The sequence below is a fragment of the Sphingopyxis sp. H053 genome, from assembly GCF_001468225.1.
Taxonomy (GTDB): Bacteria; Pseudomonadota; Alphaproteobacteria; order Sphingomonadales; family Sphingomonadaceae; genus Sphingopyxis.
Genome location: NZ_LNRU01000005.1, coordinates 112,617 through 127,480 on the forward strand (window position 1 = coordinate 112,617; position 14,864 = coordinate 127,480).

15 protein-coding genes, 2 tRNA genes and 1 riboswitch are annotated in these 14,864 nt (G+C 62.9%); of the genes, 8 read left to right on the top strand and 9 right to left on the bottom strand.

From position 1 onward, the window contains the following. Nucleotides 1–23: 23 nt before the first annotated feature. Nucleotides 24–129, bottom strand: a riboswitch (SAM-I-IV-variant riboswitch). A gap of 54 nt (nucleotides 130–183) precedes the next feature. Then, a complete protein-coding gene (locus ATE70_RS10860) occupies nucleotides 184–624 on the bottom strand; it encodes a type II toxin-antitoxin system RatA family toxin (RefSeq protein WP_058801005.1) in 441 nt (146 codons plus the stop codon). 7 nt (nucleotides 625–631) lie between these two features. Continuing rightward, the gene (gene lipA, locus ATE70_RS10865; protein WP_058538212.1) at nucleotides 632–1,567 is read right to left on the bottom strand and encodes a lipoyl synthase; all 936 of its coding nucleotides are present in this window, start codon (nucleotides 1,565–1,567) and stop codon (nucleotides 632–634) included. Between the two features lie 62 nt (nucleotides 1,568–1,629). Between lipA and ATE70_RS10870 the strand changes: the two genes are divergently transcribed. The 3 genes from ATE70_RS10870 (at nucleotide 1,630) to ATE70_RS10880 (ending at nucleotide 3,671) form a co-directional block, all read left to right on the top strand. Next, on the top strand, nucleotides 1,630–2,268 hold the full coding sequence (locus ATE70_RS10870) for a carbonic anhydrase (protein WP_058537945.1): 639 nt from the start codon (nucleotides 1,630–1,632) through the stop codon (nucleotides 2,266–2,268). A 14-nt stretch (nucleotides 2,269–2,282) separates the two neighbouring features. Continuing rightward, nucleotides 2,283–2,864, top strand: coding sequence for a hypothetical protein (locus tag ATE70_RS10875; protein ID WP_058537946.1), 582 nt, complete (start codon nucleotides 2,283–2,285; stop codon nucleotides 2,862–2,864). Nucleotides 2,865–2,969: 105 nt separating this feature from the next. Then, the gene (locus ATE70_RS10880) at nucleotides 2,970–3,671 is read left to right on the top strand and encodes a DUF899 family protein (RefSeq protein WP_058537947.1); all 702 of its coding nucleotides are present in this window, start codon (nucleotides 2,970–2,972) and stop codon (nucleotides 3,669–3,671) included. Between the two features lie 381 nt (nucleotides 3,672–4,052). On the opposite strand, the gene ATE70_RS10885 is transcribed toward ATE70_RS10880, so the two are convergent. Next, nucleotides 4,053–4,502 (bottom strand): PaaI family thioesterase, encoded by a 450-nt coding sequence (locus ATE70_RS10885; protein WP_058537948.1) that lies wholly within the window; start codon nucleotides 4,500–4,502, stop codon nucleotides 4,053–4,055. A 5-nt stretch (nucleotides 4,503–4,507) separates the two neighbouring features. After that, nucleotides 4,508–6,187: an energy-dependent translational throttle protein EttA gene (gene ettA / locus ATE70_RS10890; RefSeq protein WP_058537949.1), complete on the bottom strand. Its 1,680-nt coding sequence runs from the start codon at nucleotides 6,185–6,187 to the stop codon at nucleotides 4,508–4,510. Nucleotides 6,188–6,317: 130 nt separating this feature from the next. Between ettA and ATE70_RS10895 the strand changes: the two genes are divergently transcribed. The 4 genes from ATE70_RS10895 to ATE70_RS10910 all read left to right on the top strand — a co-directional run bounded on the left by ATE70_RS10895 (nucleotide 6,318) and on the right by ATE70_RS10910 (nucleotide 8,842). Next, on the top strand, nucleotides 6,318–7,718 hold the full coding sequence (locus tag ATE70_RS10895) for a M20/M25/M40 family metallo-hydrolase (protein ID WP_058538213.1): 1,401 nt from the start codon (nucleotides 6,318–6,320) through the stop codon (nucleotides 7,716–7,718). A gap of 204 nt (nucleotides 7,719–7,922) precedes the next feature. Continuing rightward, a complete protein-coding gene (locus ATE70_RS24270) occupies nucleotides 7,923–8,246 on the top strand; it encodes a hypothetical protein (protein WP_156419659.1) in 324 nt (107 codons plus the stop codon). Between the two features lie 48 nt (nucleotides 8,247–8,294). Beyond that, nucleotides 8,295–8,726, top strand: coding sequence for a VOC family protein (locus ATE70_RS10905; protein ID WP_231732651.1), 432 nt, complete (start codon nucleotides 8,295–8,297; stop codon nucleotides 8,724–8,726). A gap of 39 nt (nucleotides 8,727–8,765) precedes the next feature. Further along, nucleotides 8,766–8,842: transfer RNA gene (locus ATE70_RS10910), tRNA-Pro, on the top strand. A 48-nt stretch (nucleotides 8,843–8,890) separates the two neighbouring features. Here the strand turns inward: ATE70_RS10910 and ATE70_RS24845 are convergent. The 5 genes from ATE70_RS24845 to ATE70_RS10935 all read right to left on the bottom strand — a co-directional run bounded on the left by ATE70_RS24845 (nucleotide 8,891) and on the right by ATE70_RS10935 (nucleotide 14,146). Then, a complete protein-coding gene (locus tag ATE70_RS24845; RefSeq protein ID WP_156420163.1) occupies nucleotides 8,891–9,721 on the bottom strand; it encodes a hypothetical protein in 831 nt (276 codons plus the stop codon). Between the two features lie 37 nt (nucleotides 9,722–9,758). Beyond that, nucleotides 9,759–11,234 carry a M20 family peptidase gene (locus tag ATE70_RS10920; RefSeq protein ID WP_058537952.1) on the bottom strand — a complete coding sequence of 492 codons (1,476 nt, stop codon included), beginning with the start codon at nucleotides 11,232–11,234 and terminating at the stop codon, nucleotides 9,759–9,761. Between the two features lie 70 nt (nucleotides 11,235–11,304). Further along, nucleotides 11,305–11,380, bottom strand: a tRNA-Ile gene (locus ATE70_RS10925). Nucleotides 11,381–11,448: 68 nt separating this feature from the next. After that, entirely contained in the window at nucleotides 11,449–12,483 is a 1,035-nt protein-coding gene (locus ATE70_RS10930; protein WP_058537953.1) for a polysaccharide deacetylase family protein, read from the bottom strand. A 37-nt stretch (nucleotides 12,484–12,520) separates the two neighbouring features. Continuing rightward, nucleotides 12,521–14,146 (bottom strand): histidine kinase dimerization/phospho-acceptor domain-containing protein, encoded by a 1,626-nt coding sequence (locus ATE70_RS10935; protein WP_058537954.1) that lies wholly within the window; start codon nucleotides 14,144–14,146, stop codon nucleotides 12,521–12,523. A 184-nt stretch (nucleotides 14,147–14,330) separates the two neighbouring features. On the opposite strand from ATE70_RS10935, the gene ATE70_RS10940 reads away from it, so the two are divergent. Beyond that, on the top strand, nucleotides 14,331–14,804 hold the full coding sequence (locus ATE70_RS10940; RefSeq protein ID WP_037510868.1) for an Lrp/AsnC family transcriptional regulator: 474 nt from the start codon (nucleotides 14,331–14,333) through the stop codon (nucleotides 14,802–14,804). The last annotated feature ends 60 nt before the right edge of the window (nucleotides 14,805–14,864 follow it).

Consider the following 14,864-nt stretch of genomic DNA (forward strand, 5'->3'; position numbering starts at 1 on the left):
TTACAGGTTCGACGCTTGGTGGCTTGATCCGCTTTAGTTGCCGGCCCGGCCACATCCTCCTTGCGGAGTGCCACCTTGCCCGGATCGGCAGGTTGGCGTTGGGCGTCGCCCCAACTCTTGATGCTGGGCTCGTCTTACGTCGCCGGAGCTGATTTCGCAAAAAGAAAACGCCGTGGGGGCAAGTCAGGCCACAACCCCGTAAAGTTCGTCGGCGCGGGTTTCGAACGCCGCGATCATCTTGCGCAGGGCCTTGTCGAACATCTGCCCGGCGAGCGCCTCAAACATCCGGCTGCGGAACGAAAAATCGACGAGGAAGTCGACACGGCATCCGCCACCCTCGGCGGGCTGGAAATGCCATTCGTTGTTCAGATGCTTCATCGGGCCGTCGATGTAGCTCACGCAAACCTCGCTCGGCCGCTGTTTGTGGACGCGGCACGAAAAGCTTTCGCGCAGCCCCTTGAAACCGACGATCATGTCGGCGACCGCCTCATGTTCGCTGTCGCTGCGGATGCGCAGCGCGATTACCCAGGGCAGGAACTCGGGATAGCGCGCAATATCAGTGACGAGCGCAAACATCTGCTCGTCGCTGTACGGCAGGACGCGGGTTTCGTGGTGCCGCGGCAAAGGTTCGTCAGTCCGCCTTGACGCGTGCCAGCTGCGCTTCGCGGGCCGCGCGCATGCGTTCGAAATCGTCGCCCGCATGATAGCTCGAACGCGTCAGCGGCGACGAAGCGACCTGCAGGAAGCCCTTCGCCCGCGCAATCTGCGCATAAGCGTCGAACGCCTGCGGCGTCACGAAGTCGATCACCTTGGCGTGCTTGGGCGTCGGCTGGAGATACTGGCCCATCGTCATGAAATCGATGTCGGCACTGCGCATGTCGTCCATCACCTGATGCACCTCCATCCGCTCCTCGCCGAGCCCGAGCATCACGCCCGACTTGGTGAAGATCGACGGATCGCGGCGCTTGACGCTTTCGAGCAGGCGGAGCGACGCATAATAGCGCGCGCCCGGGCGGATCGTCGGATAGAGCCGCGGCACGGTTTCGAGATTGTGGTTATAGACGTCGGGGCGCGCATCGACGATCGCCGCAACCGCGCTTTCGGGCTTGTTGCGGAAATCGGGCGTCAGGATTTCGATCGTCGTCTGCGGCGTTTCGCGGCGCAGCGCGTTGATCACCTTCACGAACTGGCTCGCGCCGCCGTCGGGCAAATCGTCGCGGTCGACCGAGGTGATGACGATGTGGCTGAGCCCCATCTTCGCCGCGGCGATTGCGGTATGCTCGGGTTCGAGCAGGTCGACGGGGCGCGGCATGCCGGTCTTGACGTTGCAGAAGGCGCAGGCGCGGGTGCAGGTGTCGCCGAGGATCATCACCGTCGCGTGCTTTTTCGTCCAGCATTCGCCGATGTTCGGGCACGCAGCCTCCTCGCACACCGTATGCAGGTTGAGCTCGCGCATCAGCTTGCGCGTTTCGGCATAACCGGGGCTGGTCGGCGCCTTGACGCGAATCCAGTCGGGCTTGCGCTGGCGCTGGCTGGGAGTGGCGGCGGGTGATGCGGGAGCGTTCATTTGGCCCACATAGTCGCGCACGCGCCTCTTCTCAACCTCTCTACCTATGCTAAGGGCGGCACATGACTCACTTTGCAGATATGATCGATGGCTACCGGCGTTTCCGTAACGGCGGCTGGCAGCAACAGCGCGAACGCTGGAACGAACTGGCCGAGGGGCAATCGCCCAAGGTGATGATCATCGCCTGCTCGGACAGCCGATCCGAACCGTCGCAGATTTTCGACACCAATCCCGGCGAAATCTTTGTCGTTCGCAATGTCGCGGCGCTGGTGCCGCCGTTCGAGACGACGCCCGGACGTCACGGCGTCTCGGCGGCGCTCGAATTCGCGGTGCAGTTTCTGAAGGTCGAGGAAATCGTCGTGATGGGTCACGGCATGTGCGGCGGGTGTCACGCCGCACTGCATCGGTCGATGGCAGGCGCCGAACCCGGACGCGGCGGTTTCATCGCCGACTGGATCGCAATGCTCGACGAGGCGAGCGAGGAGATTCGCGCGCAATATCCCGATTTCGACAATCGCGATGCGGGCCGCGCCATGGAGATGGAAGCTGTGCGCGTGAGCATAGCGAATCTCAGGACTTTCCCCTGTATCCAGGAAAAGGAAAATCGCGGCACGCTGAAGCTGCGCGGCGCCTTTTTCGCGATCAGCGACGGCGTGCTGCACGTGATGGACGAAACGTCGGGAGAATTTTCTCCCGCCTGACAGGGGAGGTCGGGATGAGCGGCAAAAATGCCATGTGGCTGACGATCATTGCGATCGCGGCCGTTTTCGGAGCTTTCATTGGCCCGCCAGTCTTTGAGGCGATTGGCGACGAGACGATGATGATCGTCGCGCCCATCCTGCTTATCCTGTTCATCGGCGTTATCGTTTGGGCTCTGTCGAGCAACAAGCGCGGCATAAAAGCGGATGGCGGCCTTGTCGCCGATGCCCGGAAGATGGAGCCCCCGACAGGCAAGGCACGCATCTATGTCTGTCGCCGAGGCTTCGTCGCCGCACTCCAGGGCATGAACGTCACGCTCGACGGCACGGCCAGCGGCCAGATCAAATCGGGCCAGATGCTGATGGCCGACGTCGACCCCGGCAAGCATCATCTCCACGTCGCGACCGCGAAAGCGAGCCTCGCGCGGCCCGCCGAGTTCGAGATCGATCTCGGCGCGGGCGGGGTCGTGGTGATCCACGCGATGATCGAGATGGGTGCGCTCAAGGGCGATGTGAAACTGACCCGACTCGACGCCAAAAGCGCGCGCGACAATGTCCATGCGACCAAGCTGATGCTGTGGGAGGCCGCGCCCGCATGACGGGGCCGCGCGGCGCGCGACGAAGCGACGCAGGGCTGCGGGCAAGCGTGAAACTCCGCCGCAACAATGACGTTGATGACACGTTCTCCAAAAAAGGAGAACCTGATGGCCCTTCGCCAAACCCTGTCGGCTGCGCCGGCGCTTGCTTCGCGTAGACATGCCTTTCCCGGCGAAGATGAAGCCTATACCAAAGCCCGAAAATCACTGCTCGCCGAAGAAATCGACCTGCGCCGAAAGATGACGCGGCTGGCCGAACAGCGCCGTGCGCTGCCGCCCGGGCCACTGATGAAGGATTACCGGTTCAAGGATGCAAACGGCGCCGAGCTCGGGCTGGCCGAGCTGTTCGGCGAGCATGACACATTGGTCGCGTATTTCTGGATGTACGGCCCCGAACGCGAGCGCCCCTGCCCAATGTGCACCAACTGGCTGGGCGCGGTGAACGGCAATGGAAACGACATCAAGCAGCGCATCGCGCTCAAGATCATCGGGCGCAGCCCGGTCGAACGGCAAAAGGCGTTCGCACAGGAGCGCGGCTGGCAGGCGCTCGATTTCGTGCAGACCGTCGGCGACGATTATGCGCGGGATTTCAGGCTGCTCAACGCCGACGGCGGTGAAAACCCGGCGCTCGCGGTGTTCAAGCGTAACGGCAGCGGCATCCGGCTGTTCTGGAAGAGCGAAATGACTGCAGCCATGGCCGACCCCGGGCAGGATCCGCGCGACGCACCCGACATCGCGAGTCTGTGGAATATCCTCGATCTCACTCCGTCGGGCCGCGGCACCGACTGGTATCCGTCGCTGGAATATTGAGGCTTAAAGCCACAAAAGCCCCGCATGCGCGTATCGAAACTGTGTCCTTTGTGGCTTTAAGGCGACAAAGGATACGGATGTGCGCGCCGAAAATGTCTCCTTTGTCGCTTTAGGCGGAGGAGCGGAATTTTGACGAATTCAAAGAGCCGAAACCGACGCTGGCATACCGGAACAATGTAGGAAAGCCGTGTTTTGAGCGGTTACCGGTCGCGTTGAAAGCAGACTCCTCCTCCTTTCGTCATCCCGGACTTGATCCGGGATCCATTAACGCGACGGTAGCTGTGGCCCCCGGATCAAGTCTAACGAGCCACATGTCTCGTTAGAGGGTGACGATGATAGAGAAGGTCGGCTATCGATCGCCAGCGGAGGCTCGGAATCCCCTCAGGGAATAGCGTAAGTCACATTCGCCTGCCCCACCGGCTTGTCGGCGTCGTCGGTCCAGATACGCACGTCCATCACCGCCAGCCTTTTGCCGAGGCGCAGCATATGCGCGTCGGCAAACAGCGGCCCGGGGCGGCAAGGGCGCAGGAACTGGTAGTTGAGCGCGCTCGTCACCGCCATCGCGACCGGGCCGATATGCGCGAGGACGAGCGCATAGGCCGCCATATCGGCGAAACCCATCTGCGTGGGGCCGGAGATCAGCCCGCCGGGGCGGAGCGCCTTGTCGGTCGGGTCCATCCGCGCCTGAATGAAACCCGGCGCGGCAGACACGACGTGACCGCGCGATCCGGGTTCGGAGTGCGGGAAGGCCGCCTTCAGAAATTCGTTGAGCGCGTCCGCATCCATGCGGATCGCGCCCGACGAAATCGGTGACTGCCCCTCCCCGCTCATCCCGGTCAGCGCGTCAGTTTCTTGTACGACGTCGCATGCGGGCGCGTCGCGTCGTCGCCGAGGCGGCGGATCTTGTCCTCTTCATAGGATTCGAAATTGCCTTCGAACCATTCGACATGGCTGTCGCCCTCGAACGCGAGGATATGCGTCGCGAGGCGATCGAGGAAGAAGCGGTCGTGGCTGATGACCACCGCACAGCCCGCGAAATTCTCGAGCGCTTCTTCGAGCGCGGCGAGCGTTTCGGTGTCGAGATCGTTGGTCGGTTCGTCGAGCAGCAGGACGTTGCCGCCCTGTTTCAGCATCTTCGCCATATGGACGCGGTTGCGTTCGCCGCCCGAGAGCTGGCCGACCTTTTTCTGCTGGTCGACGCCCTTGAAGTTGAACGCGCCCACGTAAGCGCGCGTCTGCATCTCGTGCTTGCCGATGTTCATCATTTCGGCGCCGCCCGAGATTTCCTGCCAGACATTATTGTCGGGTTTCAGGTCGTCGCGGCTCTGGTCGACGAAGCCGAGGTGGACGGTGTCGCCGATCGTCACCTTGCCGCTGTCGGGGGTTTCCTGTCCCGTGATCAGCTTGAACAAGGTCGATTTACCCGCGCCGTTGGGGCCGATCACGCCGACGATGCCGCCGGGCGGAAGCGAGAAGGACAGGTTTTCGAAGAGCAATTTGTCGCCAAAGGCTTTCGAGATATTCTCGACCTCGATCACCTTGCCGCCGAGGCGCTGGGGAACCTGGATGACGATCTGCGCCTTGCCGGGGATGCGCTTTTCCTGCGCCTCGACCAGCTGGTCGAAGCTTTTGATACGCGCCTTCGATTTGGCCTGGCGGGCTTTGGGCGACTGCCGGATCCATTCGAGCTCGTCCTTGATCGCTTTCTGGCGACCCGCGTCCTCGCGCGATTCCTGCTCGAGGCGCTTGCCCTTCTTTTCGAGGTAGGTCGAATAATTGCCTTCGTAGACGAAATAGCGGCCGCGATCGAGTTCGAGGATCCAGTTCACGACATTGTCGAGGAAGTAGCGATCGTGGGTGACGAGAATGACGTTGCCCGGATAGTCGACGAGATGCTTTTCGAGCCACGCGACGCTTTCGGCGTCGAGGTGGTTGGTCGGTTCGTCGAGCAGCAGGATCGAGGGCTTTTCGAGCAGCAGGCGGGTGAGCGCGATGCGGCGCTTTTCACCGCCCGACAGGCTTTCGACGCTCGAATCGCCCGGCGGGCAGCGGAGCGCTTCCATCGCGATTTCGAGCTGGTTGTCGAGCGTCCAGCCGTCGACCGCGTCGATCTTTTCCTGAAGCGTGCCCATTTCCTCCATGAGCGCGTCGAAATCGGCGTCGGCGGGCGGATCGGCCATCAGCGTGCTGATCTCGTTGAAGCGGTCCATCATGTCGGCGACGCCGCGGACGCCGTCCATGACATTTTCCTTGACCGTCTTGGTCGGATCGAGCTGCGGTTCCTGTGCCAGATAGCCGACGGTGATCCCCTCGCCTGCCCAAGCTTCGCCGGTGAATTCCTTGTCGATGCCGGCCATGATCTTCATCAGCGTCGATTTACCGGTGCCGTTCGGGCCGACGATGCCGATCTTGGCATCGGGATAAAATTGCAGGCTCAAATCCTTAAGCGTCGGCTTTTGCGCGCCGGGATAAGTCTTGTTCAGACTTTTCATCACGAAACTATATTGGGCGGCCATGGATATGCTCCGGTATGGGCTGGGCCGCGCGCGCGGCCGGGAGAGTTATGAGTTGCGCGCCGGTTAGCGAATGGGCGCGCGATTGGCAATCGGCGCTTGCGCGCGCGCGGCGCGCCGTTACGAAAGCGGCATGAAAACCCCCCATCGCTCCACCCGCTTAGCCGGAATCGCCGCCCTTCTCCTTATCACCGCCAGTTCCACCGCATCGGCGCAACCGGCGCAGAGCGCTGCTGAACTGGCGCAGCGCGGCGATGATCCCGCATGGGCGATCGCGCGCGACCTGACGACAGACGTCGGTCAGCGCATGGCCGGGACCGACGCCGAAGCCGTGGCGCGCCGCTGGGCCGTGCGGCGGCTGCAGGCAATGGGCTTTGCTCATGTCCGCGAGGAAGCGTTCGACATGCCCGTGTGGGTACGCGGCGCCGAAGAGGCCTGGTTGACCAGCAGTCTCGTGCCGCAGAAGCTCGCGATTACCGCGCTCGGGAACAGCGCCTCGACCGGACCCAAGGGGATCGAGGGCGAAATTGCCTATTTCGAGAGCTTCGATGCGCTGGCGGCGGCGCCCGATGCGGCGGTGAAGGGCAAGATCGTCTTCATCGACCATGACATGAAGCCGACGCAGGACGGAAGCGGCTATGGCTATTATGGACGCGGCCGGTTCACCGGCCCCAATGTCGCGGCGAAAAAGGGCGCGATCGCGATCGTGATCCGCTCTATCGGCACCGACAACCACCGGAACCCGCACACCGGCGTTACCAATTTCGACGCCGAAGTGAAGCCGATCCCGGCAGGCGCGATCTCGAACCCCGATGCCGATCAACTTGCCCGGCAGTGGCAACGCCCGCAGCCGGTGCGCACCGACACGGCGCCGCACCTCAAGATCAAGCTTATCCTGACTCCGCAGAACCTAGGCACCCGCAAGTCGGGCAATGTCATCGCCGAAGTGCCGGGCAGCGACCCCGCCGCAAGCCCCGTGATCGTGGCGTGCCACCTCGACAGCTGGGATCTCGGCACAGGAGCGATCGACGACGCCGCGGGCTGCGGGATCATCACCGCCGCCGCCAAGCATGTGATGACGGCCGGCCAGCCGCGCCGCACGATCCGCATATTGTGGGCGGGCGCCGAAGAAGTCGGCGTGTTCGGCGGCAAAGCCTATTTCGAAGCGCATGGAAAAGAGAAGCACGCCGTCGCGCTTGAGTCGGACTTTGGTGCCGACCGCGTATGGCGGGTCGATTTCAAACTGCCCGACAGCGCCAAGGCGCTTTCGGACCGGATTGCCGCCGCGGTGATGCCGTTCGGCGTCGTCCGCGGGAAGCAGCCGGCGAACGGCGGCGCGGACATCGGCGCGCTCGTGCAGGCCGGGGTTCCGGCGATCGATCTGGCACAGGATGGGACACGCTATTTCGATATCCACCACACGCCCGACGATACGCTCGACAAGATCGACCCCGCGCAATTGCGGCAAAATGTGACAGTTTGGGCCGCGACTCTGGCGATTCTGGCGAACAGCTCGAACGACGAGCTTCCCTAGTGTGACGGAGAAATGACAGAATCCCGCCGCCGCCGACCATCTCAATTATTTTTGTTGACGATTCATGCGGAACGGCTAAATCCCGCGGCTCGCGGTACGGGAAGTTTTCCCGGACGCGTTAAGGCATTTTAGGGAGCCCACACATCATGAAGAAGTTTGCTGCTATCGCCGTTGCTGCCAGCATGTTCGCCCTCGCCGCTTGCGGTGAAAAGGCTGCTGAAGAAGCCACCACCGAAGCTCCTGCCGCTGAAGCGGTTGCTGAAGAAGGCGCCGACGCCGCTGCTGCTGGCGCTGAAGCCGCTGCCGCTGGTGCCGACGCTGCTGCTGCTGGTGCAGAAGCTGCTGCTCCGGCCGCTGACGCTGCTGCAACCGCTGCTGCTCCGGCTGACGCCGCTGCTGCTCCGGCCGCTGCTGCTCCGGCTGAAGAAAAGAAGTAAGTCGCAGCCCTTCGGGGCGTTGACTGAAACGAGATTGGGGCGGTCTTCCTTCGGGAAGGCCGCCTTTTTCTTTGCCTGCACGGCGAGATGAAACCCGGTGGGGCGGTCAGGCGTCATTCGGGTTGGAAAGGAAAATCCGATGCCGATGTCCACCCCGCCCTTCGATCTCAAAGGGCTCGATCACATCGTCCTGCGCATATCCGATCTCGACCGGATGCTGGCCTTTTATCGCGAGGTCATCGGCTGTATCGACGAACGCGAGCAGGCGGAAATCGGCCTGTTTCAGCTGCGCGCCGGGCAATCGCTGATCGACCTCGTGACGATCGACGGCCGCCTCGGCGCCACCGGCGGCGCGGCGCCGGGCAGCGAGGGACGGAACGTCGACCACTTCGCGCTCGCCGTCGCTCCGTTCGACGAGGCCGCGATCCGCGCGCACCTCGATCGCCACGACGTCGCTATCGAACAATCGGGACCCCGATACGGCGCAGAGGGCGAAGGCCCGTCGATCTATTTCCGCGATCCCGAAGGAAATCTGATCGAACTCAAGGGTCCCGCGACAAGCAACGTATAGACTTGCGGCCCGGCGCTGTCTAAGGCGCGGGGCAGTAGTCGGGGAGTAGCGCAGCCTGGTAGCGCATCTGCTTTGGGAGCAGAGGGTCGTAGGTTCGAATCCTATCTCCCCGACCACATTAGCTTTCAAAGTAGGTCGTGATAGAATCAGGTGACCCTGTTGAGCTAAAATTTCTCGCTGCTCGCTGGCGTGTTAGAAATTTCGGACGCATCCCGCTCAACCTTTTTTACTGCGTCCATAATAGTCGCGGCTTTCTTCAATGCTTCGCCGTCTGCGCGCTCACCATCGAGCTCTCGTTTGATTTCGACTAGAATGTTTTGCTTAATCTCATCAAGAAAATGATAGTGAGATGTGACATCTCCTTCATCAATCACTTTAGCGCGATGTGGCAAAGCAGCCTTTAGCACATTTTTCATGTGATCTAGTTTAACAAATTGATTTGCGTCCTTGATGCCTATTGTTAGCATTTTCATAATAGCCCAAGATCCAATTATGACAGACGAATAGGCGGAATAGGCAGACCACAATGGTTCTTCTACGTATGGCCGCTCCACTTCTGCTCGCAGACCGGAAATAGTCTCCTCGAAATCTTTAACGAGCATCATCATTTCGAGCATCTCTCGAAGGTTCTCGTTTTCGGGCACCTCTTTCGCGACTGCGTCCAGCTTCAACATAGACAACGTCAAAGCGGGGCCTTGTAGACTACTCAGTTTCAGAACGGCGTCCCAAAGATGATCGACAGCTGCAAGTCGTCTCTTATCAATCTGAGCCGCGCGACTTGCTCGACCACTTAGAGCGCCATCACGAAGTACAGAGATTTCCGCCTCTCGATTTCGAAGATTGCTTTTAAGACGCTCTTCGGAGTTCCGCAGTTGGCTACGAATTTCTTCAGTTTGAATATCGACGGTCACCTTCACTCGACTCTCGATGAAAGTTTTTAGCCAGACACGAACACCAAATGCGAAGATGCCACATAGAGCCAATGCGATTGCCAAGACCGAGGCCGGAAGCTGTATCAAATGCATCCCAATCTTACCCGGCCGACGTCGCGATCAGCCGCGCATAGAAATCGATCATCCGCTTGAAACTGTCGATCGTCATATGTTCGTTGGTGCCGTGGATCATCGCGGTTTCCTTGAGCGTGAAGTGCATCGGCATGAAGCGGTACACATCCTCGGAAATCGGCCCCATGCTGCGGCTGTCGGTCGCGCCGACGACCAGGAATGGGGCGACGATGGCATCGGGCGCATCGGCGCGCGCCGCCGCGACGACATATTTCCAGCCTTGCGAGCTGGTCGACGACACGCGCGACGGCTCGTTCGGCGGTTTCACCCAGCTGAGTTCGACCGGCGCATCGCCGACCGCCGCCTTCGCGCGCGCCATCACGTCGGCCGAGCTGTTCCACGGCGCGATGCGATAATTGATCAACGCCGTGGCCGATTGCGGCAGCACATTTTCCTTGGGGCTTCCCTGAAGCATCGTCGGCGCGATCGTCGTGTGGAACGCCGCAGCCGACGAAGGCGAAGCCGAAAGCTGCTTTTTCAGCACCGGGCCGAGCAGCCACTGGTTCGCGACCGCCAACTTCGTCGTGCCGCCCTTGTGCGCAGCCAGCGCCTCGACCATCGCCGCACCGGGGCCGCGCATTTCGATCGGGAACGGGCTTTCGGTGATCGCGAGCACGGCGCGCGCCAGCGTCGTCACGCCGGTTTCGGCGGGCGGCATCGAACTGTGCCCGCCGGGTGCGTTGGCGGTGACCTTGAGCGTCGCATAGCCCTTTTCGGCGACGCCGATCAGGATGGCGGGCCCGTCGATCACCGGGGTGTCGCGCAGCACGACGCTGCCCTCGTCGAGCGTATAGAGCGCGCGCACGCCCTCGGCCTTCAACTTGGCTGCGGCCGCGACAGCGCCCGATCCGCCGGCTTCCTCGTCGTGCCCCGACACGAGGTAGATGCCGCGCTTGGGCTGGAAGCCTTGCGCCGCCAGCGCCTCGATCGCTTCGAACAGCCCGATGAGCGAGCCCTTGTCGTCGACCGTGCCGCGGCCCCACACCGCCTTTTCGGCGATCGTTCCCGCAAAGGGGGGATATTTCCAGTCCTTTTCGGTGCCCTCGGTAACGGGCACGACATCCTGATGCGCCATGACGATGATCGGTGCGAGCGACGCGTCGCTGCCCGGCCAGTGATAGACGAGCGTCCGGTTCGGCAGGATCGTGCGCGCCATGACGCGGTGCGTCGCCGGATAGGTCGCCGCGAGCCAGCTATGCAGCCGGTCCCATTCGGCGACGTCATTCTCGGCCGGGTCTTGGTGCGAGATCGTCTTGATCTGCGCCGCGGCGCTCAGATGGCCGACGACGGCATCGAGATCATAGGCCGGCACGGCGGCGAGCCGGATGGCGCTGCCGTCGGCGATGTCCTTGGGCGCGAAGGTCGCGGTCCGTACCGCCACCGTCCCAGCAACCACAGCAACGATCGCAAGACCGCCGAGCAAAATCATTCGCCGCTTCCCCATGTCCCTCTCCTTCTGCCCGCGCAATGGAGAGGTATCGGTTTCGATTTGCAAGGGAAAATGGTGGAGGAAATGGTGGGCCCGGCAGGACTCGAACCCGCAACCTAGCCGTTATGAGCGGCCAGCTCTAACCGTTGAGCTACAGGCCCCCTTTTGAAACCCGGTGGGGGTGTGCGGGCGATAGCGGAGGCCGCGCCGCATTGGCAAGCGCCAACGATCAGGATGCCGGCTTTGAAGGAACCCTTCGTTCGGCCATCGCCAATATTCCCGCGGCGGTAGTCGCCTCAACGCCGCGGCGCGCGAGGTGGTCGAGCACAATGTCCCACCAGCGATAGAAGAGGTCGAGATCCGCAACACTGCGGACGTAAGGCGTATTTCCCGGCTGCAGCGACGGCGAGTGGAACGAGAAGTTGAGCACCGGAAGGCGCGCCGCGATCGCGATATCGATCGCCTTGCACGCGCGTTCGGCGGGGATCCCCTCGGGCGTCAGTGCGATCCGCTCGATAAGCCCCAGACGCGCGAGCGCGGCGCCGGCGTGGGTGCCGTTTCGCGCGACGCGGTGATAGATGCGGCGTCCCGCTCCCCCGAGCAAGCCGCCGAAGACGGTGGTGACCGGCATCTCGAGCACGGCGCCCTGCCCCGTCCGAACCCACCAGGGATGCAGCGGCGCGTCGCGATAGTCGGGGCCGTGCCCGGCGCGATAATCGAACCCGCTGCGCACCGATGTGTCGCAGCGGAAGCCCAGTTCGGCGAGCATCGCGGCGGTGTCGGAGCCGAGGCCGTAACGGCCGGCGCGGTAGACGACCGGCGCGATGCCGAAGCGATCGCGGATCGCATCACGCAGCGCCGTCATCTTCGCGCGCTGCAACGCGGCGGGCAGGTTTCCGGTATAGCTGTTGCGCTCGTTCACATCCTCATCGTGCGGAGGGGTTACCCAGGGATGGAGCTGCGCGCCGATTTCGCAGCGGCCGCCATCCTGCGCCGCACCCAGAATGCCTACCACGCGGTCGTCGGCGACGATCGGCCAATCGACCAGATAGATGGGGCGAACCGCGGCACGCTCGAAATAGCTCTGGCATTCGGCGAGCGCGGGAACCGACGCGAGACGATAGCCGGTGCGCGCGAAGGGCGCGGCCCAGTCGAAATCCTCTTCGGTGTCGATCGTGACCCAGAATCGGGGGCGCTCACCGCCGTCCAGTTCGATCAGGTCCGATGCGGCCGGATACGCAAAGAAATTGCCCGCAGGCTGCACTATGCTCCCCTTTGCCCCGAAAGGCTGGCCGACAGACCTACTCGCCTTGCTGGGCTTCCAGCTCGACTTCGGCCTTTGAGTTGGCGGAGGGCAGGTGCAAGGTCAAGGCGTTATGCCCGATATCGAGGCGTCCCCCGCTACCGCGCGCGAGGCTGTCGACGAGGCGAAGCGAGAAACCGAGGCTGAGCACCGCGGCGCCGGGCGCTTCGCCTTCGGGGCTGAACCCCGGGTCGAGCAGGTCCGCCGCCGTGGCAAAGCGGATCGTCGCGGGGCGGACGACCCGCAGCTGGAGCATGTCGTCGTGCCGCGATTCGGTCACCAATTGCCCAACCAATATTGCCCCCGGTTCGGATACATCGACCAGCGCCGTCAGCAGGCGGCCAACCATCCGCCGGACATCCGCGTCGCCGGCAAGCCCGAGGAACGGTCCCCCGACGCGCGAGATGCTGAGATCCACGCGCTGGTCGGCGAGGAGCGCGGCAAGTTCGCTTTCGACTTGCGTCACCACCACGCCGATATCGACGACCTCGTCCGACGGGGCGCCGGTGCCCGCCGAGCCGCTGCGCGCCGCGGTCTCCAGATCGTCGATGATCGATTGTACCGACGCGGCATCGGCGACGATCGTTTCGGCCATCCCACGATAGCCGTGACTGACCGGCCCGAACATCTGTCCCGAAATAATCTGCGCAAAACCCGAAATGGCATTCAGCGGGCTGCGAAGCTCGTGGATGAGCTGACGGATCGAATCGCCCGAATCCTCCGACGCCGGCCGCCCAAAGGGCATTTCATTGCGGTGCGGGCGGCGCGCGCTCGCGCGGTAACCGCGGAACTGCCCTGTCGCCGGGTCGAACCAGGGCAGCGCCGAAAACCGCCATTCGCCCGCCTCCGCCGGCGTCCCTTCCAGCAGCATGCGCGCGTTGATGATTTCGGCGCGCTGGCGAAAGGCGCCCGCGGCAACGCCGTCGGTGCCCGGCTCGCCGCCATAGGCCGCCTCGGCGATCGACAGGCCGATCACCGCGCCGCGCGTCACGCCCTCGACCCAGTGGACGACGCCATCGGGGCCGGTTTCGAACAGGAATGCCGCGCGCGGCGCCCGCGATTGGGCGGGCTGAGTGCGCGTCGACTGATATTTGTCGATCCGACGAACGAGTTCGCTGATCTGGCTCGGATGCCCCTCGCTCGCGGGTTCGGGCGTCGCTTCGGCTGTGGGAGCCGGTTCCTCGTGCGCGGCGGCTTCGGGCTGCGGCAGCGCGACCGACGCGCTGCCCAGGCTGGCGAGCGCGCGATAAACACCGTGCGGCAAGTCGGAGCGTCCCGCCAGCACCGACCGTGCCATCGCGCTCGTCGCCGGCAGCAGCGCCAGCCAGTCGGCTTCGGCGAGCCGCGCATCGCGCAGCATGATCGCCGACACCGCCGGCACATCATTGGCATAGAGCGCGACGAGCGGTGCAAAACGGCCATGGCGCGCGACGGCGCGCGCGCAGTCGCGCCGTACCGATTCGGGCACACGCGGCCTGAGTACGGCAAGCGCGTGCAGGCTGCGGCGAATATCGTCATCGGACAGTTGATTGCCGCGCTGCGCCAGAATATCGGTAAGTTGTCGCCAGGCAGTGATGCTCGCACGGCGATCCGCAGGCGCCTGGCGCAAGATGGTCGCAATCATCGAGTCAGCAGTCACGCGAAATCAGCCCCACAGCCTTGGTCGTTGGTTAGCATATGCTTACCGGCTAGCGTGAATCATCCGGTCATGAAAGTGCCTTAACCGTCCACGTCGCATTGTGGGACAATTGCAATCGCCTGAAATAATATTATGGTCACCGCAGTTTTGGAAAGCGGATGTTTCAATGATGGCTAGTCAGAAATTCGATCAGATTGATTTGCAGATACTGGGCGAGCTGCAAAAAAACGGGCGGATGACGAATGTCGAACTGGCACAAATGGTGGGGCTGACGGCTCCGCCATGTCTCCGACGTGTCCGGGCGCTCGAGGAATCGGGGGTCATCCGGTCCTATCACGCCGACCTCGACGCATCGAAGCTCGGCTATGGAATCACCGTCTTTGCGATGGTCAGCCTGCGCAGCCAGGCCGAATCCGACCTGAAGGCGTTCGAGGACTATGTCGGCGGGCTCGCCGAGGTGCGCGAATGCTATATGCTGAACGGCGAGATCGACTTTTTGCTGAAGGTCGTCGCGCGCGACCTGCAGAGCTTCCAGTCGTTCCTGACCGCGCACCTGACGTCGGCGCCCAACGTCACCAGCGTCAAAACCTCGCTGACGATTCGCACCGCGAAACAGCTGGCGGGAATTCCCGTCGAACCCTGAGATTGCAGGTCGGCCATAAGAAAAGGGCGCCATCCTGACCGGACGGCGCCCTTTTTCTTT